This window comes from Gaiella sp. (assembly GCF_057140465.1).
In genome coordinates, this window is record NZ_DBNHWK010000071.1 from 17,060 (window position 1) to 38,602 (window position 21,543).

Below are 21,543 nucleotides of genomic sequence, written 5' to 3' on the forward strand. Positions count from 1 at the left end.
GATGCCGGGTGCCGGCTGTGGGAGCGACGGACGTTGAGGGCCTCCGAACCCCGTCGAACGGTGCGATCGCCCTGCCGTGGGGGCAGGAGTCGCTCGAGCTCACGCTCCCGCCGGCGTGGAGCGTGACGACGCTCGCACCGGCGCACGCGGCTCCCGTCGCCGACGTGGCGGAGGCGGTCCGTGACAGCCTGCGCGCACCGATCGGGATGCCGCCGCTCACCGTGCTGGCAGGCCGCGAGACGCGTGTCGCCCTCGTCGTGGACGACGGGAGCCGGCCCACGCCGGTCGCTGCGATCCTGCCGGAAGTGATCGCCGAGCTCGAGCGCGCCGGGGCATCCCGGGCGCACATGACGCTCGTGACGGCGCTCGGCCTGCATCGGCCGATGGTGGACGCGGAGCTCATCGAGCGCTGTGGGCCCGAGTCGCTCGACGGCGTGCGCTGGGAGAACCACGACTGCGACGACGGCGAACGGCTCGTGCGACTGGGGACGACCTCGCGGGGCACGCCCGTCCTCGTGAACCGGACCGTCGCGGGCGCAGACCTCGTCGTCGCGATCGGGTGCATCGAGCCGCACTTGATCGCCGGGTTCGGCGGTGGCGCGAAGATCCTCGTTCCGGGCGTCGCCGGCCGCGCGACGATCGGCCACAACCACGCACTCCACACGACGCCGGAGACCTTCGACGGCGTCGGGCGGACGGCCGAGGACAGTCCGATGCGGCTCGACCTCGAGGAAGCCGCGGCGATGCTGGCTCCTCCCGTCTTCGTCGTCGACGCCGTTCTCAACGGCGGGCTCGGCGTCGTGCGCATCGTCTCCGGGCACTCGGTCGACGCCCACCGCGAAGGGATGCGGACGAGTCGCCGGATCTTCGCCGTGCCCCTCGACGCGCCGGTGGACGTCGTGATCACCGACTCCCACCCGATGGACCAGGACCTGCGGCAGGGCATGAAGGCGGTCGGCAACGCGATCAGGGCCGTGCGGAAGGGCGGCGTCCTCGTGGCGCTCATCCGCGCGGAGGAGGGGGTCGGCGAGGTCGGGCTCGCAGGCGGGCGCAGGCGCCTGGGGCGACGCGCGCTCACGGCCCTCGCGCCGCTGCTCGTGCGGCTCGTGCCGCGCCTCAGGCTCGGCGGCATGGGGGAGGAGGACCGGTTCTTCCTCTACTTCGCCCTGCAGGCGATGCGCCGCGCCACACTCCTCCTCTACGCGCCGACCGTGCCCGACGACGTGCGCGCCGGGCTGCCGTTCGCCGAGTTCGTGGACTCTCCCGAGGCGGCGATCGTCCGCGCACGGATGCTCGTCGGAGACACGGCGCACGCGGTCGTGTTCCCGGACGGGGGGGCGACCTACCCCGAGCTCGGCCCGTGAGCGCGTCCGTCTCCGCACGGCCGAAACCGGCGTACCGCCTCGCGGCGCTGGCCACGCGACCCTTCCTCCGGCTCCTCTTCCGGGTGCGGGTGCGAGGGGTCGAGAGCGTCCCCGACGGCGGGCTCGTGCTCGCGGCGAACCACCTCTCGGGCTGGGACGTGGTCGCGCTCGCCTATCCGCTGCCGTCCCGCTGGCTTCGTCACATGGCGAAGCCCCAGCTCTTCAGGCGGCGGCTCCTCGGCCCCCTCGTGCGGTTCCTCGGCGCTTTCCCGTCGCGCGGTGGCGCGGGGAGCAGCGTCGACGTCGCGGCGCGCCTCGCGCGCGCAGGCCATGCGGTCGTGATCATGCCCGAGGGCGCACGTCGTCGATCGGGCCGCGTGCACCAGCCGCACACGGGCGCTGCCCGCACCGCGCTCGCGGCGGGCGTGCCCCTCGTCCCGGCGGCGCTCCGGGGCACCGACCAGGTTCGTCACCTCGGTCGGTGGGAGATCGCGTTCGGCGAACCGATCCCGCTGGACGACCTGGACGCCAGGGACGCCGACGCGGCAGGGATCGCGACGGAACGGCTCTGGGACGCGATCCGGGAGCTCGAGGCGGGACTCGGTCAGCCGGCTGCGGCCGCGTTCGCCTCCCGCTCCAAGGCGACGTAGTCGACCTTCCCGACCTTCGTCAGCGGGAGCTCGGCGCGGAACTCCACCTCGCGCGGGCACGACCACTTGATGAGCGCGTCCCGACAGTGCCCGATGAGCTCGTCGGCGAGCTCGTCGCTCGGCTCCACCCCTCCGACGGGCACGACGAACGCCTTCACGCGCTCGCCCTGGGACTCGTCGCGAATGCCGATCACGCAGGCGTCGTCCACGGCGGGGTGCTCTCGCAGCACGGCCTCCACCTCGGTCGGGTAGACGTTGAACCCCGAGGACTTGATCATCCGCTTGAGCCGGCTCCGGAAGTAGAAGAAGCCGTCCTCGTCGGCGTGCCCGATGTCCCCGGTGTGGAGCCACGTCCGACCGTCCGCGTGGATGCGCAGCGTGTCGGCCGTCGCATCCGGCTTGTCGAGGTAGCCCATCATCACGGCGGGCCCCGACAGGCAGATCTCGCCCTCGTCTCCCGCGGGGACCTCCTCGTCGGCGCCCGGGCGGAAGATGCCGGCGAGCATCCCCGGGAGCGGCACGCCGATCGAGCCCTCGCGGTACGCGTGCAGCGGCATGCACATCACGGCCGTCACGGACTCCGTGAGGCCGTATCCCTCCACGAGCGTCACCGATCCGCCGCGCTCCGAGACGAGCGCTTCGAACCGATCCTTCACGGCCCGCGGCAGCGCGTCCGCGCCGGAGAACGCGGCGCGAAGCGACGAGAGATCGGCCTTGCGGAGCTCCGGGCTGCGGGCGAGGCTGTCGTACAGGGTCGGCACGCCGGCGACGAGCGTGGGTCGCGTCTTCCGGATCACCTTCGCGATCATCGCCGGGTCGAAGATCGGGACCATCACCACTCTCGAGCCCGTCATCAGCGGGGCGTTCACGAGCGACGCGAGGCCGAAGCCGTGGAAGATGGGGAGGGCGGCGAGGACGACGTCGGCCTCCGTCAGCCCGACCCACGAGGTGACCATCGTGCCCTCGCTGACGACGTTCTCGTGCGAGAGCATGATGCCCTTCGGCGTCCCGGTCGTCCCGCCGGAGTAGAGGATCGTCGCCATGTCGTCCGGCACTGCCTGCGACGGCGTGGGAGGAGCGTGGTCACGAGCCATCAGCTCCGACCACCAGTGAACCGCTGCATCGTCCGGGACGGGTGGGATCTTGCGCCCCTTCGTCAGCCGGAACGCGAGCCGCTTGTACCACGGGAGGCCGTCGATGATGCGGCAGAGCACGAGCGTCTCGAGCGGCGTGCGATCGCGCACCTCCGCGAAGGGCCGATAGAAGGCGTCGAGCGTGAGGGCGATCCTCGAGTCGGACAGGGTGAGGTACGAGGCGATCTCCGACGCGGTCGAGAGCGGATGGATCATCGACGGGACGGCGCCCAGGCGCATGGCGCCGTAGAACGCGATCACCCCCTGCGGGCTCGTCGGCATCGAGATCGTCAGGCGGTCGCCGCTGCGCAGCCCGAGCGACGAGAGCGCGCCCGCGCAGCGCTCGATCGCGGCACCCAACTCCCGGTACGTCGCCGTCGTGCCGAGGAAGTCGTAGGCAGGACGGTCGGGGAAACGCCGTGCCGCCCGCATCACGGCCTCGTCGACGGTCACCGGCGGGAAGTCGAGCGCCTCCGGGATGTCGCCGTAGAAGCGCAGCCACGGACGAGTCGCGGCCGTGCCCTGGATGTCTCTCGAGACACCGTCCATCGGCCTGTCACCAGCATCGTGACGCCGCGTCGGCCCGTCATCGGTGAGAACACTGATTCGCCATCCGCCCCGACTCGCACCCCGGACGGAGAAGGCCGGGCCGGCACCGAGAACATGCGCCCCCAAGACGGGGGAGGGGTTGGGGACGCCGGCACCGACCCGGCCGAGGCTCGTTCTTCGCCCCCGACGCTGCACTCCCTTCACGGTCACGCGCTCGCATCGATTCGCCACGGCCGACACGGACGGGTTCAGGCCGGGCGATCGGCAGCCGATACCGTGAGCGTGCTCGACAACGTCGACCGCCGACTCCAGTCCCACTGGGAGTCGTGCCGCGCGCACCGCGACGAGGCACGACGGCTCCTGCCACGCGCGTGGGCGGGCGACGGTCGCGCGCCCGCCGACCATCTCGGCGACCTTTTCGACGACGTGCTCGAGCGCGCCCGGGAGCGGATCGTCAGAGAGCGCGCCGCGCTCGAGGAGCGCGAGCGCCTGAGCGACCTCGATCCCGCAGGCTGACGGGCCCGCGCCGGATCGCGCCGCCTACGAGAAGGTGCCCGTCGCGAGGCTCGTGGGAGAGTGCTCGGGTGGGCCGCCGTCCTCCTCGACCGAGATGTCGACGGCGACGTACTGACCCGGCCCGGGCAGCGTCACGTCGAGCTCGACGGTGTCCGATACGGGGGTGAACACCGCGACGGACTCCATCTCGGTCGTACCCTCGCGGAGGACCCACACCTCGTAGTGGTGCCCGGAGGGAGCAGGAGGCACGTTCTGCAGCGTGACGAGGACGTGACCGCCGTCGGCACCGGCGTCGTAGAGGCGCGCCTCACCGCGCACGTCGGGGACGCTCTTGCCGACGATCGCCGCCGTCGCGTCGGGGGTGCCGAGGCCGTCACCGCTCAGCGAGACACCGATCGCGATCGCGGCGGCCGCAGCCACGGCGGCTGCTACCGCACCTGCCGTCCAGCCGCGCAGACGGTGGGTGCGAGGTCGGAGCGGAACGACGGTGGCCTCCCCGCGGACGTCGTCGAGCACGCGGTCGAAGAGATCTGCGGGGGGCGACACCGGGGGGAGCAGGCGCTGCAGGGCGACGAGCATGTCGCGATCTTCGGGCCGGTCGACGTCGTAGTCGGTCATCGGAGCTCCGGGGAGAGGTCGTACGTATCGACGATGCTGCGCAGCCGATCGAGCGCGAGCCTCATCCTTCCTTTTACGGTTCCGAGCGGAATTCCGATCACCGAGGCGATCTCCGACTGCGACAGGCCCGCGAAGTAGGCGAGACGCAGCACCTCGAGCTGCTCGTCGGGCAGCTCCGCCATCGCCTCTGCCAGGCGCTGTGCGACGTCGGCGTCGACGACGAGCGCCGCGGGATCGGGCGCCTGCCCCTCCAGCTCGATGTCGGCGTGGGCCTCGGGACGGCGCTGCCGCTGCCGTACGAGCTCGATCGCCCGGTTCCTCGTCACCGTGAGGAGCCATGTCGAGAGCTTCGCGCGGCTCGGGTCGTACGATCCCGCCCGCCGCCACAGAGCGACGAAGACGTCCTGGGTCGCCTCTTCCGCGAGCCCGGCGTCGTTGGTGATCTTGAAGGCGAAGGAGTACACGAGGGTGCCGTAGCGCTCGTAGAGGAGACGGAGTGCCTCGGCATCGCCGTCGGCGACGCGGGCGACGATCGGAGCGTCCTCACGTCCCGGAAGCTCATCCGGCGTGATCACGCGCTCATTGTCCCAGAAGCGCTCGGAGGCGGCCCCCGGGGGGGCCGCCTCCTGAAGCGACGGTCGTGTCAGCGTCTCAGGCATCCCGGAGGACGGAGACCCTGAACTTCAGGCCGTTCTTCGCCACCGAGCCGAGCGCGACTGCGCTCACCGCGGTGTTCGCCCTGGTCGTGATGCGCCCGTTGAAGACGACCGTCTTCGTGCCGGCGACCCGGATCTGGATGCGGTACGTGCCCGGATCGAGCGTCAGGTAGCTCGACGCGGCCTTGTACGGCACGCGCGAGAGCGTCTTCTTCCCGTTCACGAACACGTCGACACGAGGAGCATCGGGCGAGAGGTGCCAGATGCGGACGGCCGACTTGCCCTGCGGTGCGGCGGTGATGTCACGCTGCACGGCGAGCTGGAGCTTGCGCGCTCCCTTGCCCTTGAGCAGGCCGCGTGCGAGCGCCGTGTACCGCGTCTTGTCGTTGACGGTGAGCTTCGTCCGCAGCACGGCCTTCGAGAGCGGCTGGCCCGCGAGACCGACGGCGATGTTGTAGGTGCCGGGCGCGAGCGGCAGGTACCCCGAGGCCTTCAGGGCGCCGAGCCGCGCGATTGCGCGCTGGCCGTTGACGAACACGCTCACCGCAGGGACGTTCGGCGACGCGTGGAGCACGCGCACGAGCGCACCGGAGGTCGCGTCCTCGAGGAGCGAGACCTTGAAGGCGGCGCCCTTGCCGGTGACCGAGCCCATCGCCACTGCGGTGTAGGCCTGACCGGCCTCGAGCGGCAGTGACGCCTCGAACACGGTCGTCGTCGTGCCGGTGACGTTGACCTTCACGTCGTACGAGCCTGCAGGGAGACGCAGGTAGTCGGAGGCCGTGCCGTACGGGACGTTCGTGAGGGCCGTCTGTCCGTTGACGACGATGTCGACGTTCGGCGCGTCCGGCGAGTTGTGCCAGACGCGGATCGCGCTCGCGCCGAAGGGCGCACGGGCGATGTCCTCGAGAACGCCGAGCTTGACCGACCCGTCGCCCAGGAACCCTGTCGCGTAGCCCGTGTAGGCCTTGCCGTCCTCGACGGTGATCGACGTGCTGAGCGCGGGGGCCGACGTGGCCGGGCTGCCGGCGACGCGCACCGCGACGTCGTAGGAGCCCGCCGGGAGCTCGAGGTAGTCGGTTGCGACGAGCGGTGCGAGCGCGTCGACCGCTTTGTTGCCGTTGACGTAGACGTCGACGGCCGGGACGTCCGGCGCGCTGTGCAGCACCCGGACCTTTGCAGCCGCGAAGGCGCCCGGCGCGAACGCGGTGAACGCGAGCGCGACGAGCGCGGTGATCAGCAGCTTGAGTCGAAGTGACATCTCCTACCCTCCGTTTGTCGAAGATATGTCCAACATATACGGCGGCCACGCGACCCCGGATCACTCGCGCCGGACTCGGCGACGCAGCCGGAGACCGTCACGGCTGCTCGTCCTCGGGGAGGAAGGTGCCCCTAGCCGCGGTAGGGTTCCGCGAACGATGCGGTGGCTAGTGCTCGCAGTCGCGTGTCTCGGGCTGGCAGGCGCCGGGCTCGCAGCCGTTCCCGAGGTCGATCTCACGGGTGGGGAGGCTGCGATCTTCTACTACCCGTGGTGGGGCAACCCCGAGCAGGACGGCGGCTGGGAGCACTGGAACCAGAACGGCCACCAGCCGTCGGCCAGCCTCGCGGCCCGTTTCTACCCAGCGCGTGGCCCGTACTCGTCCAGCGCCACGAACGTCGTCCGGGCGCACATGCGGGAGATCGAGGAGATGCAGGTGGACACGGTGATCGTCTCCTGGTGGGGACCGGGGTCGCGGGAGGACGCCCGGCTTGCGCTCGTCCTCAGGGAGGCCTCGGCGGCAGAGCTGCGCGTCGGCATCCACGTCGAGCCGTGGCGCGGCCGGACGCCGGAATCCGTCGCGGCCGCCATCGTCGACCTCCATGCGCGCGGGGTCGACGACTTCTACGTCTACGACTCGCTCGTCGACGCTGACGCGGACTGGGCAGCGGCGCTCGCGCCCCTCGACGGCGTGCGCGTCTTCGCGAACACGTCGCTCCCCGGGAGAGCGAAGGCCGGCGGCTTCGACGGCCTCTACACCTACGACGTGTACGTCTACGACGGGACGTCGTTCGCACGGGTCTGCGCCTCGGCGCGGCGACTCGCCCTCTTCTGTGCTCCATCGGTCGGCCCGGGCTTCGACGCGCGAGCCGCGACGGGCGACCCGCGGGTCCGCCTGCGGAAGCGCGGCACACGCTACGACTCGATGTGGAAGCGCGCACTCCGCGCGCGGGCCGAGATCGTCACGATCACGAGCTACAACGAGTGGCACGAGGGCACGCAGATCGAGGCGGCGCGTGCAGTGGGCCCGCCGTACGGGTCGTACGACGGCGCGTACGGCCTGCGGGGAGCGGAGGCCGAGAAGGCCTACCTGTCGCGTACGGCGTACTGGGTGCGACAGCTGCACGCGCGCTAGCGCATCTCGTCCCGCATCCGCGGAGCGATAGGCGCGACGCTAGTAGAGCGCGCTCGCGAGCCGGCGACGGTAGCCGGCGACGGTCGGATCGTCGTGCCCGAGACGGTCGAAGAGCGCGACGGCGACCTCGCGCAACCGTTCCCGTCCGGCCTGATCGGCGATGGGGACGGCCTCGAGAATGAGCTCCAGCGCGCGCTCGACGTCGCCCTCGTCGAGGGCGACGACGACGTCGGGGAGCTCACCGGACTCGCGGAGCTCCTCGACCAGGGTGTCGGCGCGCGGAGGTGCGAGCACCTCCTCGAGCCAGGACCGGACCGACGCCGGTGATCGCGCTCCGACGAACTCGGCGACGACCCGCCCGTCCCGGAACGCCTTCACGGCAGGGATGCCGGAGACGCCGAAGCGCGCCGCGAGCCCGGGGTTCGCGTCGACGTCGACCTTGGCGAGCACCACTGCTCCCCCGTGGGCGTCGATCTCCTGCTCGAGGATCGGCGTCAGCGTCCGGCACGGCCCGCACCAGGCGGCCCAGAAGTCCACCACCACGGGCGTGCTCGAGGACCGTGAGACGACGTCGTCGTCGAAGGTCTGTTCCGTGACGTCCACGTCGGCAGCGTAGCTGGAGTGCCGCGGTCGCCTACCCCTTGACGACGCCGAGCGGCGTCAGCCGGGCGACGCGGCTCGCGAGCCCGGCACGTTCGACGACGGCGACGACGTGGTCGACGTCCTTGTACGCGAACGGCGCCTCCTCGGCGAGGCCCTTGGCGCTCGGGCTGCGGACGACGATGCCGCGTGCCTCGAGCTGCCGGCGGAGCTCGTGCCCGCCGATGCGCTTCCGCGCCGCGGTCCGGGAGAGCCGCCTGCCCGCTCCGTGGCAGACGGTGCCGAACGTCAGCTCCATCGCGCCGGGCCTCCCGACGAGCACGAAGCTCGCGGTCCCCATGCTCCCGGGGACGAACACCGGCTGCCCGACGGCGCGGTACTCCTCGGGGACGTCGACCGAGCCGGCGGCGAACGCCCGCGTCGCCCCCTTGCGGTGCACGCACACCTCGACGCCGTGGTGGCGCTCCGTCTTCGCGATGTTGTGCGCGACGTCGTAGACCTGCCGGGTCCCGTCCGCCACCTCGGAGCCCAGCACCGTGGCGATCGCCATGCGCACGCGGTTCGCGATCTCCTGCCGGTTCGCCCAGGCGAAGTTGGCTGCCGCACACATCGCGGCGAGGTACCTGCTGCCCTCCGGGGACGTGACGGGTGCGCAGGCCAGCTGCCGGTCGGGGAGGACGATCTCGTAGCGCCTGAGGGCGCTGTCCATCGTCCGCACGTAGTCGGTGCACACCTGGTGGCCGAGCCCGCGCGAGCCGGAGTGCACGAGTACCGTCACCTGACCGTCCGCGAGCCCGAACACCTCGGCCGTGCCGACGTCGGCGATGTGGTCGACCACCTGCAGCTCGACGAAGTGGTTCCCCGATCCCATCGTCCCGAGCTGCGCGTGCCCGCGACGTCGCGCCCGCTCGCTGACGGCCTGTGGATCCGCGCCGTCGAGCCGTCCGTGCGACTCGGTTCGCTCGACGTCGTCCGCCGGGGTGCCGGGGAGAGCCCTCGGGCCGTCGCGGAGGACGGCGTCGAGCTCCGCCTCACCGAGGTCCAGTGCTCCGTGCTTGCCGGCACCCGCGGGGACGGCGCGGGAGATCTCGTGGACGAGCGCCTCGCGTCGCGCCCCGAGCTCCGTCTCGGAGAGCGGCAGCGCGAGTAGCCTGACGCCGCAGTTGATGTCGTACCCGACGCCCCCGGGCGACACGACCCCGTCGGCGACGAGCGTCGCGGCGATCCCACCGACCGGGAAGCCGTACCCCTGGTGGATGTCGGGCATCGCGATCGCGGCGTCGACGATCCCGGGGAGTGTGGCGACGTTGGCCAGCTGGTCGAGCGAGAGGTCGCCGCGGATCTCGTCGAGGATCTCCTCGTCGGCGATCACGCGTGCCGGCACGCGCATGTCGGCACGGCTCGACGACGGGAGCTCCCAGACGACCTCTCCGACCCGCTGGAGCTCAGACATCGAGCACCACCCGCGCGCGCCAGCCACCGTCCGCCGGCTCGAACGAGAGACGGTGGAGCGTCGCCGCCTTGACGAGCGGCGCAGGCTCGTCGAGCACCCCCTCCAGCGTCGCGACGACGTGGGTTCCGTCGACCTTCGCGGACGCATCGAGTGCCACGAAGCCGTCCGTGTCGACGAGGAAGACGAGCTCGTCGACGAGCGCGGGGAGGAGGCTCGCGAGGTCGGCGCCGTCGACGCGCACCTCCCGCGTCGCCGGTCGGCCCGTGCGTCCGCGCTCGACGAGCGCGCCGAACGCGCGAACCGACTCTTCGAGCACGCCCTCCGGCGTGGCGGCCTCGATCTCCACCTCGACCTCACCGGTGTGCTCGACGAACCGGAACACCACCCTCGACTCTACGCCGTGAGGAGATCCCGGGACGGGAGGATCCGGGATTCCAGGCGCACCGAATCCGCGTCGTCGCCGATGCGGACGGCTCCTGCCCGGGCGATGCTCGAGGTGTGAGCTTCTTCACGCTCGTCTTTCGCAATCTCGTGCGCCACCGGACGCGGTCGCTCCTGACCATCCTCGGGATCGGCATCGGGATCACGACGGTGGTCGCGCTGGGCGCCATCACGAGCGGCTTCAAGGCATCCGCCCAGGAGCTCGCGCACATCGGCGGCGCCGACTTCATGGTCGCGCAGAAAGGCGCGGCGGACATGACGTTCAGCACGCTCCCGGAGGACGACCTGGCCGTCGTGCAAGGGGTGGAGGGAGTCGGGCGCGCCTGGGGAGCCCTGTTCGTCGTCTCGCGCGTCGGCGCGAACCCGTTCTTCATGACGTGGGGGATCGAGCGCGACGCGCTCGCGGCGATGGGCCTCGACGTGACCCGTGGCCGCCTCCCGGTCTCGAGCTCGGAGATCCTCCTCGGACAGGATGCGGCGCGATCGCTCGGAGCGGCACCCGGAGACGTGGTCGAGGTCGAAGGGCGGTCCTTCACCGTCGTCGGTGTGCACGAGACCGACGCCCGCTTCGAGGCGAGCGGCGCCTATGCGCTCCTGGCCGGAGTGCAGGCGGCGGTGCGCAAGCCCGGCCTCCTGACCGCCATCTACGTCGTCGTCGAGGGCGGCACACCGGTCGACGAGGTCATGGAGCGGGTGACGGCGTCGTCGACGCGATTCGCCGCGATCAGCACCGCCGACGAGTACTCACAGGTCGATCAGGGCATCGAGCTGCTCGACGCCGCGAACCTCGCGATCTCCCTGCTCGCGATCGTGATCGGCGCGATCGGCGTCATGAACACGATGATCATGTCCGTCTTCGAGCGGACGCGCGAGATCGGGATCCTTCGTGCCGTCGGCTGGCGCGGGTCCCGCGTCGTCCGCCTCGTGATCGGCGAGTCGTTGACGCTCTGCATCGTGGCCGCCGGGGTCGGGATCCTGTTCGGAATCGGGGCGACGCGGCTCGTGACGCTCGTGCCGGCGATCGGCAGCGTGCTCGAGCCCGCGTACCCGCCCGACCTCTTCGTGCGCGGCGCAGTGATCGCGGTCGGCGTCGCCCTCGTGGGCGCGCTGTATCCCGCGATCCGCGCTGTGCGGTTGTCGCCGATGGAGGCGCTCCGCCATGAATGAGCCGCTCGCGATCGAGGCCCACGACCTGACGAAGACGTACGAGGACGGACGCATCGTCGCGCTCGACGGCATGAGCCTGAGCGTCGGTCAGGGCGAGTTCGTGGGCATCGTCGGCCCGTCGGGGTGCGGGAAGTCGACGCTCCTGCACCTGATCGCAGCACTCGATCGCCCGGACAGCGGGTCGCTCCGGGTCGCCGGCCACGACCTCGCGCGGGAGCGCGACCTCAGCCACTACCGCGCCCGTCACATCGGCATCGTCTTCCAGCTCCACAACCTGCTGCCGTCGCTGACCGCGGCCGAGAACGTGCAGGTGCCGATGTTCGAGCTCGCCTACCGCGGCCGCGAGCGCGCAGCGAGGGCACGAGAGCTCCTCGGGCTCGTCGGGCTCGAGGGGCGCGAGACGCACCGACCGACGCAGCTCTCCGGAGGCGAGCGACAGCGGGTGGCGATCGCGCGCGCACTCGCGAACGATCCCCGCATCCTGCTCGCCGACGAGCCGACCGGGAGCCTCGACTCGCGTGCGGGGGGCCAGGTCCTCGACCTGCTGGAGACGATCCGTGCCGAGAGCGGCACGACGCTCGTGCTCGTGAGCCACGATCCCGGCGTCGCCGCGCGAGCGCAGCGGCTGGTGCACATGCTCGACGGCCGCGCGGTCGACCTCGACGACGTGCCGATCGGCCCCGAGACCGCCGTCGCAATCGCTTGACGGCGGGCGTCGCTCGCGGGTCGATGACGCCCGCCCTGCGCTTCCCCGGATCGCCCGCCCGTAGTTCCCCGCAGCCGCGTTCCTGACATCCACGCTTGCGTAGGGTTCGACCGGCCAGCAAAGGTGGGGGAGACGCGGATCAGAGGCCGGGAGGTGGCGCAGATGGCACAACGGATCGTGGTTCTGGGAGGGGGAACGGGTGGCACGCTGATCGCGAACCGGCTGCGCCGCCACACGGCACCGGACGACGTCCTGATCACCGTCGTCGATCGCGACGACGAGCACGTCTACCAGCCGGGCCTGCTCTTCGTGCCGTTCGGGCTCGCCCACCCCGACGAGATCGTGCGCTCACGGAGCGCGCAGCTCCGCAAGGGCGTCGAGTTCGTGCTCGGTGAGGTCGACCGCGTCGAGACCGACGAGGACGCCGTGCATCTGATGGACGGACGGCGTCTCGACTACGACGTCCTCGTGATCGCGACCGGCGCACGGCTGCAGCCCGAGGAGACCGAGGGCCTACCGGGGCCCGGATGGATGGAGACGGTGTTCACCTTCTACGACCGCGAGGGCGCCCGGGCCCTCAACGACGCCTTCGAGCGCTTCGAGCGCGGCCGGCTGGTCATCAACTTCGTCGACCTCCCGATCAAGTGCCCGGTCGCACCCCTCGAGTTCGCGTTCCTCGCCGACTGGTACTTCCACGAGCGCGGGATCCGCAAGGACGTCGAGATCGACTTCGTGACGCCGCTCGACGGCGCGTTCACCAAGCCGATCGCGTCGTCCCACCTCGGCACGCTTCTCGCCGAGAAGGACATCAACCTCGTCACCGAGTTCAACACGGGCGAGGTCGACGGCGTCAACGGGCGGCTCGTCAGCTACGACGAGCGCGAGATCCCGTTCGACGTGCTCGCGATCGTCCCGCTCCACGGCGGGCAGGAGTGGGTGCAGCGCTCACCCGGGCTCGGCGACGACCTCGGCTTCGTGCCCACGGACCCGGCCACCCTCCAGTCGCAGGCGTCGCCCAACGTCTTCGCGCTGGGCGATGCGACGAACCTGCCGACGTCGAAGGCGGGCTCGGTCACCCATTTCGAGGGAGAGATCCTCTGCGCCAACATCGAACGGTTCCTCGCCGGGGAGCCCGTGTCGGGCCACTACGACGGGCACGCGAACTGCTTCATCGAGACCGGGTTCGGCAAGGCGCTGCTGATCGACTTCAACTACGAGACGGAGCCGCTCCCGGGCCACTTCCCCGGGGCGTTCGGTCTCCCGCTGCTCAAGGAGTCCCGGCTCAATCACCTCGCCAAGCTCATGTTCGAGCGCGTGTACTGGCACGTGCTGCTCCCCGGCCACGACGTCCCGGGCATCTCGCCTACCCTGTCGATGGCGGGCAAGCAGCGAGCGGACGCACTGACCTGAAACGGAGGGAGCATCGATGACGACCACCGAGATCGCAGGGACGACCGTCGAGATCGACGCCGAGGGATTCCTCGTCGACCCCGCGCAGTGGAGCGAGGAGATCGCGCGAGAGATCGCGTCGGCGAACGACGTGCCGGAGCTGACCGATCGCCACTGGCTCGTCGTCCGCTACATGCGCGACACGTACCTGTCGACGGGCAGTGCTCCGTCGATCCGGTCGCTCGGCAAGGAGTCGGGCGTGCCGATCAAGGAGCTCTACCAGCTGTTCCCCAAGGGCCCTGCGAAGCTCGCCGCGAAGATCGGCGGGATCCCGAAGCCCCGCGGCTGCATCTAACGAGAGGAGTGACACCGGTGACCGAGGTCATCCAGGAGCTCGAGGCACAGTTCGAGGAGACGTCCGAGCCGCTCAAGAAGGTCTGCATCGTCATCTCCAAGGGCTCCCTCGAGGGCATCTACCCGGGGTTGATCATGGCGAACGGCGCCCGCATGGAGGGGATCGAGGCCGACGTGTTCTTCACGTTCTTCGGTCTCGACGCGATCCGGAAGGGCCGGAACGCGAAGATCAAGGTCGCGACGGTGGGGAACCCCGGGATGCACATGCCGACGCTGCTCGGGGCGATCCCCGGGATGTCGGCGCTCGCGACGCGCATGATGAAGCGCCAGATGGAGAAGCTCGACATCCCGCCCGTGCCGGAGTTCGTGGAGCTGGTCTCCGACTCGGGGGCCGGGCTCTACGCCTGCAAGGCGACCGTCGACATGTTCGGGCTCGACAAGGACTCGTTCGTCCCGCAGGTCGACGACATCATCACCGTCGGCGAGTTCTACGAGCGCGCCGCCGGCGCCGAGATCGTCTTCACGTAGCGTCGCCCGACATCCCCGGCCGTCCCGCGTCCCGCAGGGACGGTGGCGGCGTATCCTTCGCCCGCATGGCGGCGTCCGAGTCCTCCGCGTTGCGGCAGCTGCCGAACGCGCTGACCCTGGCGCGCTTCGCGGCGATCCCGCTCTTCGTCGTCCTCTACGTCCAGGCCGGCGACGGGCCTGCGTGGTGGGCGGGGATCGTGTTCGCCGGTGCAGCGGTCACCGACCAGCTCGACGGCTGGCTCGCCCGTCGCTGGCAGGTCGAGTCGCAGTTCGGCACCGTGGCGGACCCGCTCGCCGACCGGCTGATGATCGGCGTCGCGGTCGTCCTGCTCTGGGCCGACGGGCGCATCCCCTGGCCGGCCGCCGTGATCGTCCTCGCCCGTGACCTCGTGCTCGTGCTCGGATACAAGGTGGTCGTCCCCCGTGGGTACGCGTTCGAGGTCAGCTTCCTCGGCAAGCTGGCGACGTGGATCCTCTACTTCTCGCTCGGATGCGTGATCGTCACCGAGAAGGGGACGGACTGGCCACTCGTCCTCTTCTGGATCGGTGTCGGCCTGGCCGTCGCGGCCGGCGTGCAGTACGTGGTCAAGGCCCGCCGCCACGTGCGCTGAGCCGGGGCGGGCGGGGAGGGAGACGCGCGCGGAGCGCGAACCCGGAGAAAGCCTCAAGCTGAGGTTGACCCCTCGGTGACGCGGCTGCTTCAATCAGACCGGAGCCCCGACGGAAAGGACACAGTGGAGACACTCCCCGATCTCGGCCCGCTGTCCGACGACGAGTTGCACGACGTCCTGCGCGGCCTGGAGGAGCGAGAGGAAGCGCTCTCGCGCCGACGGCGGCTGCTCCACGGGCGCATCGACATCCTCCGCGCCGAGCGGACAGCGCGGCTCAAGGCGCAGGTCGCGGCAGGGGTGGTCGACCTCCCGGCGCCCGACCGCCTCGAGCGGCCGCTGTACTCGGGTACCGGCACGCTTCCCGCGGAGCACGAGATCGAGGTGCTGCCCGAGCTCGACTCGCTCTCCGACGACGCGCTGCGAGAGATGATCCGCGAGCTCGAGCGAGAGGAGGACGACGTGTCGCTCGAGCGCCGCGTCGTCCACGCCCAGATCGAGATCGTGAAGGCCGAGCGTCAGAAGCGCTCGCGCGACGACCACGTCGGCCCGCAGGACCTCGGCCCGATCCTCGGCGGACCGCGATGACCCACGTGTACTGCCCGGAGTGCGGCTTCCAGAGCCCGGAGGCCGCCAACTACTGCGCGCGATGCGGGGCGGCGCTGCTACCGCAGTCCGGTGGTGAGACGACGCTCAGCCTCTCCCCGGAGGAGGTGGCCGCCGCCGAGGGCTCGGTTCCCGAGCAGCTCGCGCAGGAGGGCTCCGTGCTCGTCGTGCGGGCGGGGGGAGGGCGTGCGGGCGAGACCTTCGCGCCGACCGGCGAGCGGACGCTGATCGGCCGTTCGCCGGAATGCGACGTGTTCCTCGACGACGTCACCGTCTCCCGCCGGCACGCAGAGATCCTGCGGGGGGACGATCGCTTCACGATTCGTGATCTCGGCAGCCTCAACGGCACGTTCGTCAACAGGCGACGGATCGAGTCCGCCGTCCTCGAGGACGACGACGAGGTGCAGATCGGCAAGTACCGGTTGACGTTCCTCCGACGATGAGCACGGCGACGAGCACTCCGTCCCCGGCAGGCTCCGGGAAGATGCACACGATCGGCGCGGTCTGCGACGCGCTGCGCGACGAGTTCGCCGACATCTCGATCTCGAAGATCCGCTACCTGGAGGATCAGGGGCTCCTGCACCCTCGGCGGACGCGTGGCGGATACCGGCTGTTCAGCGAGGACGACATCGAGCGCCTGACGACAATCCTCCGCCTGCAGCGGGACGAGTTCCTGCCGCTCCGTGTGATCCGTGAGGAGCTCGACGCGCCGAGCGCCGAACGCGCCCGTCGGCGCGCGCACGGCCTCCAGTCGGAGGCGCGTGAGATCGATCTCGGTGAGCTCTGTGAACGCGCGGGCGTGACCCCGGACTTCGCCCGGCAGCTCGAGGAGTTCGACATCCTGCAGTCACGGACCGAGAGTGGGGAGCGCCTCTACCGCGAGGACGAAGCCGACATCGCGGCGGCATGCGCCCGGATCGCACGACACGGCCTCGACGCGCGGCACCTCCGTGCGTTCCGCACGGCAGCCGGCCGGCAGAGCGCGCTTCTCGAGCAGCTCGTCGCCCCGGGGCTCCGCTCGCGTGACCTCCAGCGGAGGAAGGAGGCGCTCGACGACCTCTCGGCGCTGGCAGTCGTGGCGCAGGAGCTCGCACAGCTCCTGCTGCTCCGCGACCTCCGCGAGGTGGCTGACCGGTGACGGCCGCCGATCTCCGCGCGATGGTGCGGGACGTCCCCGACTTCCCACAGGAGGGGATCGTCTTCAAGGACCTGATGCCGCTGATCGCCGATCCGGACGGGTTCCGGGAGTCGATCGAGCTCTTGGCGGACTGGGCGCGGCCGCGTCGGCCCGACATCGTCCTCGGGGCCGAGGCCAGGGGCTTCATCTTCGGCGGGGCGCTCGCCTACCTGCTCGGGTGTGGGTTCGTCCCGGCGCGGAAGCCGGGCAAGCTCCCGTGGGAGACCGTCGAGGCGACGTACCAGCTGGAGTACGGCACGGATCGCCTCGAGATGCACGCCGACGCGCTGAAGAAAGGCGCCCGCGTGATCGTGCTCGACGACGTGCTCGCGACGGGGGGGACAGCCCGGGCGAAGATCGACCTCGTCGAGCGCCTCGGCGGTGTCGTCGTCGGCGCCCTGTTCGTCGTCGAGCTCGGCTTCCTGCACGGTCGCGACCGACTCGACGGGTACGACGTGCACTCGCTGATCAGCTACTGACCAGCAGCGGCCGAGCGGTTTCCTGTGCTCCGCGGGCGGAGCGGGGTCGTCGTCTCCGTCGCGCGCACGCGGAGCGCTTCACTCCCGGGAGGGATTGTCGTGACGGACACTCCGCCGATCACAAATCTCATGAACGCCGGGGCAGCATCCCTCCCGTTCAAGGACGGTGCCTCCGAGCTCCTCCTGCGCCATTGCCTCGCCCTGGGGGCGGCGGGAAGCGAGCGCCGGTCGCCGCGCGACCGGCTCGAGGAGGCCGTCGGCCCGGAGCTGGCGCGCAGGCTCCTGTCGAGCATCACGCTCTCCGGGCACCGCTGAGCACGACTCGCGGCTGCTAGTCGCTGCTGCCGTCGCCTCCGCCACGCGTCCGTACGAGCACGAAGATCGCGAGCGAGAGGACGATCGACAGGATCACGGCGGTACCGCCGCCGACACCGACCGCGAGCATCCCGAAGAAGAGGACGAGGAAGAAGACGAGCGCCCAGAGGAAGCTCTGGACGCCGCGGTCGACGCTCGGGGCACGGAGGTGCACGTCGGGATCGTAGTCGAACGCGCGGCGGGGTCACGACGGGACTGCCGTGATCCCGGCGCGCGATCGGCGTGGAGACACGACGGAGGCCGGGCGTCGACCCGGCCTCCGGAAAAGAATTCACCGAGCCGGTGGCGCTTTCGTCCACTCACCGCGCTGACCATCCGCTTCCGCGTAAAGCCTTCGCGCTGAGCTTCGACCTAGTCGCGCTCCGTGCTCGGTGCACTCGGAAACCTATGGGCTCCGGGAGACACGGTCAAGGGTCTGCGATCACCGGTTTTCAGCAATTTGCGGACATTTCGTCTCCCGGGCCGCGGACGCACGACGGCGCGGAGACCGCCGCACACGTCCGCCGCGGTCGCCGACGATGCGGGTGACCGCATCGTCTACCATCGCGCCGTGCGCCGCACCGTCGTCTTCGCCGTCGCCGGCGCATCGCTTGCGCTCGCCGCGCTGCTCACGGTGGCCGGAGCGGGGGAGACGGCAGGTTCGCTCCCCAACTGGCAGGCATTCGTCCTCGGGATCGTCCAGGGCGCGACCGAGCTCCTTCCGATCTCGTCGTCCGGACATCTGATCCTCGTCCCGTGGCTCGGGGACTGGACGTTCCTGCAGGAGAACGACGCCTTCAACCAGACCTTCGACGTCGCGCTCCACCTGGGGACGATGCTCGCGGTCGGCGCGTACTTCCTCGCCGACCTCGTCGAGCTCGCCCGCGCCTGGCGACGAACGCTCGCGACCCGGCGCATCGAGACGGGCGACGAGAAGGTCGCCTGGCTGATCGTCGTCGCCACGATCCCGGCAGCTCTGCTCGGCTTCCTCTTCGAGGACGTGATCGCGGAGCACCTCGGTGAGCCGTGGCAGATAGCGATCCTGCTCGCCGTCTTCGCGATCGTGCTCTGGCTCGCCGACAGGCGCCCACAGTCCCGGCGCCCGGCGGACCTGACGCTCGTCCAGGGCCTCGGCATCGGGCTCGCCCAGTCGCTCGCGCTCATGCCCGGTGTCTCGCGCTCCGGAGTCACGATCACCGCCGGTCGCTACCTCGGGCTCGACCGCGACTCGGCCGCGCGCTTCTCGTTCCTCCTGCTCGTCCCCGTGGTGCTCGGGGCCGTGCTGTACAAGGGGGTGACGGACGTCCTGCTCGGCGACCTCCCCTCGGGATGGCAGGGGCCGTTCCTCGTCGGGGTGCTGGCGTCGCTCGGGAGCGGTCTGCTCGCGATCGAGTGGCTGCTCGGATACGTCCGCCGCCATACGTACGACGTGTTCGTCGTCTACCGCCTCGTAGTTGCGGCGCTGATCCTCCTCGTGATCGCGACCGGCGCCCGCGGCGCGGGGTTCTGAGCGGGCCCTGCAGGCGGCCCGGCGTCCGAGGGCGTAGAGTCCGGCCGTGCGCGTTCCGGTCGGCGACATCGAGCTCCACGTCCACGAACTGGGACAGGGACGGCCGCTGGTCGCGCTGCACGGTGGCCCCGGGCTCGACGGCTCGGAGTGGTTCCCCGTGCTCGAGCCGCTCGCAGCCGAGGGGTGGCGTATCCTCGCACCCGACCTCCGGGCGAACGGGCGCTCCGATGCGGGCGATCCCTCGACGTGGACGGTCGATCGGATGGCGGACGACGTCGAGGCGCTCTTCGGGGCGCTCGCGCTGCACGAACCCGTGCTCATGGGGTGGAGCTTCGGCTCGATCGTCGCGCAGAGCCACATGGCACGGCACGGGTCGGCAGCCGGCTACGTGCTCGTCGGGACGGTCGCGACGCGCGAGGCGCTGCTCGCCGTGCACGAGCGGCTCGCCTCGTTCGAGCCCGAGCACCTCCGAGCGCAGGTGACCGCCTCCTGGGAGCTCGAGCCGACCGTGCAGACACCGGAGCAGTGCAGGCAGTTGCTGGCGGATCAGATGCCGTTCCACTTCGCCGACCCCGAGGGGCCCCTCGTCGCCGAGTTCGTCCGGCGCGACCGCGTCGTCTACCGTCCCGACGTCCTCCGCCACTTCGCGAGCGGCGGGGAGTACGGCATGGTCGACCGCCGAGCCGAGCTCCGTTCGTTCGACCGGCCCGTCCTCGTCGTCAGCGGCGCCCACGACCGCACGACGCCGGCCTGGTCGGCCCACGAGCTCGCCGAGGCGATCCCGACCGCGGACGAGGTCGTGTTCGCGAACTCGGCCCACATGATCCCGTACGAGGAGCAGGAGGACTTCCTCGATGCCCTGCGCTCGTTCGGCGGGCGCGTCTAGGTGGCCCGGCGACGACAGCCGATGCCGCCGTTCGCGCTGTCTCCGCCGTGCGCATCCCGTCATGCCGACTGAGGAGGACCCATGGCCGACGTCACCGTCAAGACCTTCGACGAACTCGACAGCTACGAGGGAAAGGGGCGCTTCTGCTTCGCAGGCAAGAGCCTCGGCGTCACAGCGTGGGGGATGAACCTCGAGCGCTTCCCGGCCCACTACGACGGCTACCCGGATCACGACCACGCCGAGGACGGGCAGGAGGAGGCGTACGTCGTACTCGAGGGCAGTGCGACGCTGACCGCCGGCGGCGAGTCCTGGGAGCTCGTACCGGGCACGATGGCTCGGGTCGGGGCGGGGCAGAAGCGCAAGCTCGTGCCGGGCGGCGACGGCGTGACGGTGCTCGTGCTCGGAGGCACGCCGGGCCGGGCGTACGCGCCGCGCGGCTGAGCACGTTCCCGATCGAGCCGTGAGAGCAGGCCGCTGATCGCATCGATGCCGGGACGTCGTCTCCTCGCCGCTGAGGCACGACGCGGACGCGTCGCGGTCGCGACGGCCGCAGTCGCCTGGTCGACGGCGGGCCTCGGGCAGCGCTCGCTCGGCGTGGACGCCCCGACCCAGGTCGCCGGACGCGCCCTGTTCGCGTTCCTCACGCTGCTCGTCATCGTCGTGGTGTCGCACCGCGGCCGGGCCGTTGCCGCGTTCCGCTCCATGGGACGCTGGGACGTCCTGTTCGCCGTCCTGATGGCGATCGCCTCCGGCACGTTCATCCTCGCCCTCAACCACACGACGGTCGCGAACGTCGTTTTCATGCAGGCCGCCGCCCCGATGCTCGCCGGCCTCCTCGGCTGGCTGCTCCTCGGCGACGTCGTCACGCGGAGGACGTGGGCGGCGGTTGCGGTCGCGATCGTCGGCGTGGGGGTGATGGCAGGCGCCTCCGTGGGCACCGGGCCCGAGGCGACGCTCCTTCCGCTCCTGATGACCACGGCGTTCGCAGGCAATGTCGTCATCGCGCGTCATCGACGGGAGGTGTCGATGCTTCCCGCGACGTGCCTGTCCCAGGCCCTCGTCGTCGTCGCGCTCGCGCCCTTCGTGACGCCGCAGGCCGCAGGGGGTGACGACTGGGCGATCCTCGTCGCTCTCGGGATCGGCCAGATGGGCCTCGCGCTCGCGCTCTTCACCGTCGGCGCCCGCCTGCTCCCACCCGCGGAGGTCGCGCTGATCGCCCTCCTCGAGGTCGTCCTCAGCCCGATCTGGGTCTGGCTCGCCTACGGGGAGCGGCCGGCGCTGGCGACACTCCTCGGAGGCGCCGTCGTCCTCGTCGCCGTCGGGATCCAGGCGACCGCGCCCGCGGTGCGGACACCGCCACGAGGGGACGACGTCCTCGACGCTCCGGACCTCGCCGACGCCGTGTCGCC

At 71.0% G+C, this 21,543-nt stretch carries 27 protein-coding genes; 19 read left to right on the plus strand and 8 right to left on the minus strand.

Annotated features, from left to right (window positions below; translation table 11 throughout):
- Window positions 1-8: 8 nt before the first annotated feature.
- Window positions 9-1,364 carry a nickel-dependent lactate racemase family protein gene (locus AC162C_RS10625; RefSeq protein ID WP_484097526.1) on the plus strand — a complete coding sequence of 452 codons (1,356 nt, stop codon included), beginning with the start codon at window positions 9-11 and terminating at the stop codon, window positions 1,362-1,364.
- Window positions 1,361-2,014, plus strand: a complete 654-nt coding sequence (locus AC162C_RS10630) for a lysophospholipid acyltransferase family protein (RefSeq protein ID WP_484097527.1) — start codon at window positions 1,361-1,363, stop codon at window positions 2,012-2,014. The genes AC162C_RS10625 and AC162C_RS10630 overlap by 4 nt, the downstream gene beginning before the upstream one ends.
- On the opposite strand, the gene AC162C_RS10635 is transcribed toward AC162C_RS10630, so the two are convergent.
- The gene (locus AC162C_RS10635) at window positions 1,969-3,696 is read right to left on the minus strand and encodes an AMP-binding protein (protein ID WP_484097528.1); all 1,728 of its coding nucleotides are present in this window, start codon (window positions 3,694-3,696) and stop codon (window positions 1,969-1,971) included. The two genes, AC162C_RS10630 and AC162C_RS10635, sit on opposite strands and share 46 nt — an antisense overlap.
- A 276-nt stretch (window positions 3,697-3,972) precedes the next feature.
- Between AC162C_RS10635 and AC162C_RS10640 the strand changes: the two genes are divergently transcribed.
- Entirely contained in the window at window positions 3,973-4,212 is a 240-nt protein-coding gene (locus AC162C_RS10640; protein WP_462973637.1) for a hypothetical protein, read from the plus strand.
- A 24-nt stretch (window positions 4,213-4,236) separates the two neighbouring features.
- Here the strand turns inward: AC162C_RS10640 and AC162C_RS10645 are convergent, their stop codons facing one another.
- From AC162C_RS10645 to AC162C_RS10655, 3 genes are all read right to left on the minus strand, one after another.
- Window positions 4,237-4,830: an anti-sigma factor gene (locus tag AC162C_RS10645; RefSeq protein WP_484097529.1), complete on the minus strand. Its 594-nt coding sequence runs from the start codon at window positions 4,828-4,830 to the stop codon at window positions 4,237-4,239.
- Complete coding sequence (locus tag AC162C_RS10650) at window positions 4,827-5,405, minus strand: sigma-70 family RNA polymerase sigma factor (RefSeq protein WP_484097530.1); 579 nt, start codon at window positions 5,403-5,405, stop codon at window positions 4,827-4,829. The genes AC162C_RS10645 and AC162C_RS10650 overlap by 4 nt, the downstream gene beginning before the upstream one ends.
- 76 nt (window positions 5,406-5,481) lie before the next feature.
- A complete protein-coding gene (locus AC162C_RS10655; RefSeq protein ID WP_484097531.1) occupies window positions 5,482-6,744 on the minus strand; it encodes a DUF4397 domain-containing protein in 1,263 nt (420 codons plus the stop codon).
- A 157-nt stretch (window positions 6,745-6,901) separates the two neighbouring features.
- Between AC162C_RS10655 and AC162C_RS10660 the strand changes: the two genes are divergently transcribed.
- Window positions 6,902-7,876 (plus strand): glycoside hydrolase family 71/99 protein, encoded by a 975-nt coding sequence (locus tag AC162C_RS10660; RefSeq protein WP_484097532.1) that lies wholly within the window; start codon window positions 6,902-6,904, stop codon window positions 7,874-7,876.
- Between the two features lie 39 nt (window positions 7,877-7,915).
- On the opposite strand, the gene AC162C_RS10665 is transcribed toward AC162C_RS10660, so the two are convergent.
- The 3 genes from AC162C_RS10665 to AC162C_RS10675 are packed head-to-tail and all read right to left on the minus strand — an operon-like array spanning window position 7,916 to window position 10,311.
- Entirely contained in the window at window positions 7,916-8,479 is a 564-nt protein-coding gene (locus AC162C_RS10665; protein WP_484097533.1) for a tetratricopeptide repeat protein, read from the minus strand.
- Between the two features lie 31 nt (window positions 8,480-8,510).
- Window positions 8,511-9,929 carry an RtcB family protein gene (locus tag AC162C_RS10670; protein ID WP_484097534.1) on the minus strand — a complete coding sequence of 473 codons (1,419 nt, stop codon included), beginning with the start codon at window positions 9,927-9,929 and terminating at the stop codon, window positions 8,511-8,513.
- Complete coding sequence (locus AC162C_RS10675) at window positions 9,922-10,311, minus strand: archease (protein WP_462973630.1); 390 nt, start codon at window positions 10,309-10,311, stop codon at window positions 9,922-9,924. Before AC162C_RS10675 ends, AC162C_RS10670 begins: the two co-directional genes overlap by 8 nt.
- A 116-nt stretch (window positions 10,312-10,427) precedes the next feature.
- Here AC162C_RS10675 and AC162C_RS10680 point away from each other — a divergent pair, with 116 nt between their 5' ends.
- The 11 genes from AC162C_RS10680 (at window position 10,428) to AC162C_RS10730 (ending at window position 17,699) form a co-directional block, all read left to right on the plus strand.
- On the plus strand, window positions 10,428-11,537 hold the full coding sequence (locus AC162C_RS10680) for an ABC transporter permease (RefSeq protein ID WP_484097535.1): 1,110 nt from the start codon (window positions 10,428-10,430) through the stop codon (window positions 11,535-11,537).
- Window positions 11,530-12,243, plus strand: a complete 714-nt coding sequence (locus AC162C_RS10685) for an ABC transporter ATP-binding protein (protein ID WP_484097536.1) — start codon at window positions 11,530-11,532, stop codon at window positions 12,241-12,243. Before AC162C_RS10680 ends, AC162C_RS10685 begins: the two co-directional genes overlap by 8 nt.
- A gap of 162 nt (window positions 12,244-12,405) precedes the next feature.
- Complete coding sequence (sqr, locus tag AC162C_RS10690; protein ID WP_484097537.1) at window positions 12,406-13,653, plus strand: type III sulfide quinone reductase, selenoprotein subtype; 1,248 nt, start codon at window positions 12,406-12,408, stop codon at window positions 13,651-13,653.
- A gap of 16 nt (window positions 13,654-13,669) precedes the next feature.
- Window positions 13,670-13,987 (plus strand): TusE/DsrC/DsvC family sulfur relay protein, encoded by a 318-nt coding sequence (locus AC162C_RS10695; protein WP_462973626.1) that lies wholly within the window; start codon window positions 13,670-13,672, stop codon window positions 13,985-13,987.
- Window positions 13,988-14,004: 17 nt separating this feature from the next.
- Complete coding sequence (locus AC162C_RS10700) at window positions 14,005-14,514, plus strand: DsrE/DsrF/DrsH-like family protein (protein ID WP_462973625.1); 510 nt, start codon at window positions 14,005-14,007, stop codon at window positions 14,512-14,514.
- Window positions 14,515-14,579: 65 nt separating this feature from the next.
- Window positions 14,580-15,125 carry a CDP-alcohol phosphatidyltransferase family protein gene (locus AC162C_RS10705; protein ID WP_484097538.1) on the plus strand — a complete coding sequence of 182 codons (546 nt, stop codon included), beginning with the start codon at window positions 14,580-14,582 and terminating at the stop codon, window positions 15,123-15,125.
- A 123-nt stretch (window positions 15,126-15,248) separates the two neighbouring features.
- Complete coding sequence (locus AC162C_RS10710) at window positions 15,249-15,710, plus strand: RsiG family protein (protein WP_484097539.1); 462 nt, start codon at window positions 15,249-15,251, stop codon at window positions 15,708-15,710.
- Window positions 15,707-16,171, plus strand: coding sequence for an FHA domain-containing protein (locus AC162C_RS10715; protein WP_484097540.1), 465 nt, complete (start codon window positions 15,707-15,709; stop codon window positions 16,169-16,171). Before AC162C_RS10710 ends, AC162C_RS10715 begins: the two co-directional genes overlap by 4 nt.
- 41 nt (window positions 16,172-16,212) lie before the next feature.
- The gene (ftsR, locus tag AC162C_RS10720; protein ID WP_484097541.1) at window positions 16,213-16,866 is read left to right on the plus strand and encodes a transcriptional regulator FtsR; all 654 of its coding nucleotides are present in this window, start codon (window positions 16,213-16,215) and stop codon (window positions 16,864-16,866) included.
- Window positions 16,863-17,384, plus strand: a complete 522-nt coding sequence (locus AC162C_RS10725; protein WP_484097542.1) for an adenine phosphoribosyltransferase — start codon at window positions 16,863-16,865, stop codon at window positions 17,382-17,384. The genes ftsR and AC162C_RS10725 overlap by 4 nt, the downstream gene beginning before the upstream one ends.
- Before the next feature lie 129 nt (window positions 17,385-17,513).
- Entirely contained in the window at window positions 17,514-17,699 is a 186-nt protein-coding gene (locus tag AC162C_RS10730; protein ID WP_484097543.1) for a hypothetical protein, read from the plus strand.
- Between the two features lie 16 nt (window positions 17,700-17,715).
- Here AC162C_RS10730 and AC162C_RS10735 read toward each other — a convergent pair whose 3' ends face one another.
- Complete coding sequence (locus tag AC162C_RS10735; RefSeq protein WP_462973618.1) at window positions 17,716-17,913, minus strand: hypothetical protein; 198 nt, start codon at window positions 17,911-17,913, stop codon at window positions 17,716-17,718.
- 396 nt (window positions 17,914-18,309) lie between these two features.
- Here AC162C_RS10735 and uppP point away from each other — a divergent pair, with 396 nt between their 5' ends.
- The 4 genes from uppP to AC162C_RS10755 form a co-directional block, all read left to right on the plus strand.
- Window positions 18,310-19,248, plus strand: a complete 939-nt coding sequence (uppP, locus tag AC162C_RS10740; protein WP_484097544.1) for an undecaprenyl-diphosphatase UppP — start codon at window positions 18,310-18,312, stop codon at window positions 19,246-19,248.
- 46 nt (window positions 19,249-19,294) lie between these two features.
- Complete coding sequence (locus AC162C_RS10745; protein WP_484097545.1) at window positions 19,295-20,134, plus strand: alpha/beta fold hydrolase; 840 nt, start codon at window positions 19,295-19,297, stop codon at window positions 20,132-20,134.
- Between the two features lie 81 nt (window positions 20,135-20,215).
- Window positions 20,216-20,575 (plus strand): cupin domain-containing protein, encoded by a 360-nt coding sequence (locus tag AC162C_RS10750; RefSeq protein WP_484097546.1) that lies wholly within the window; start codon window positions 20,216-20,218, stop codon window positions 20,573-20,575.
- A gap of 45 nt (window positions 20,576-20,620) precedes the next feature.
- Window positions 20,621-21,543, plus strand: a 923-nt coding sequence (locus tag AC162C_RS10755; RefSeq protein WP_484097547.1) for a DMT family transporter, incomplete at its 3' end; no start/stop codon positions are given.

Coding starts and splice junctions, on each gene's coding strand:
- AC162C_RS10635 (WP_484097528.1), bottom strand. CDS start 3,696: ATGGACGGTGTCTCGAGAGACATCCAGGGCACGGCCGCGACTCGTCCG.
- AC162C_RS10645 (WP_484097529.1), bottom strand. CDS start 4,830: ATGACCGACTACGACGTCGACCGGCCCGAAGATCGCGACATGCTCGTC.
- AC162C_RS10655 (WP_484097531.1), bottom strand. CDS start 6,744: ATGTCACTTCGACTCAAGCTGCTGATCACCGCGCTCGTCGCGCTCGCG.
- AC162C_RS10660 (WP_484097532.1), top strand. CDS start 6,902: ATGCGGTGGCTAGTGCTCGCAGTCGCGTGTCTCGGGCTGGCAGGCGCC.
- AC162C_RS10670 (WP_484097534.1), bottom strand. CDS start 9,929: ATGTCTGAGCTCCAGCGGGTCGGAGAGGTCGTCTGGGAGCTCCCGTCG.
- AC162C_RS10685 (WP_484097536.1), top strand. CDS start 11,530: ATGAATGAGCCGCTCGCGATCGAGGCCCACGACCTGACGAAGACGTAC.
- sqr (WP_484097537.1), top strand. CDS start 12,406: ATGGCACAACGGATCGTGGTTCTGGGAGGGGGAACGGGTGGCACGCTG.
- AC162C_RS10695 (WP_462973626.1), top strand. CDS start 13,670: ATGACGACCACCGAGATCGCAGGGACGACCGTCGAGATCGACGCCGAG.
- AC162C_RS10705 (WP_484097538.1), top strand. CDS start 14,580: ATGGCGGCGTCCGAGTCCTCCGCGTTGCGGCAGCTGCCGAACGCGCTG.
- AC162C_RS10715 (WP_484097540.1), top strand. CDS start 15,707: ATGACCCACGTGTACTGCCCGGAGTGCGGCTTCCAGAGCCCGGAGGCC.
- ftsR (WP_484097541.1), top strand. CDS start 16,213: ATGCACACGATCGGCGCGGTCTGCGACGCGCTGCGCGACGAGTTCGCC.
- AC162C_RS10730 (WP_484097543.1), top strand. CDS start 17,514: ATGAACGCCGGGGCAGCATCCCTCCCGTTCAAGGACGGTGCCTCCGAG.
- AC162C_RS10750 (WP_484097546.1), top strand. CDS start 20,216: ATGGCCGACGTCACCGTCAAGACCTTCGACGAACTCGACAGCTACGAG.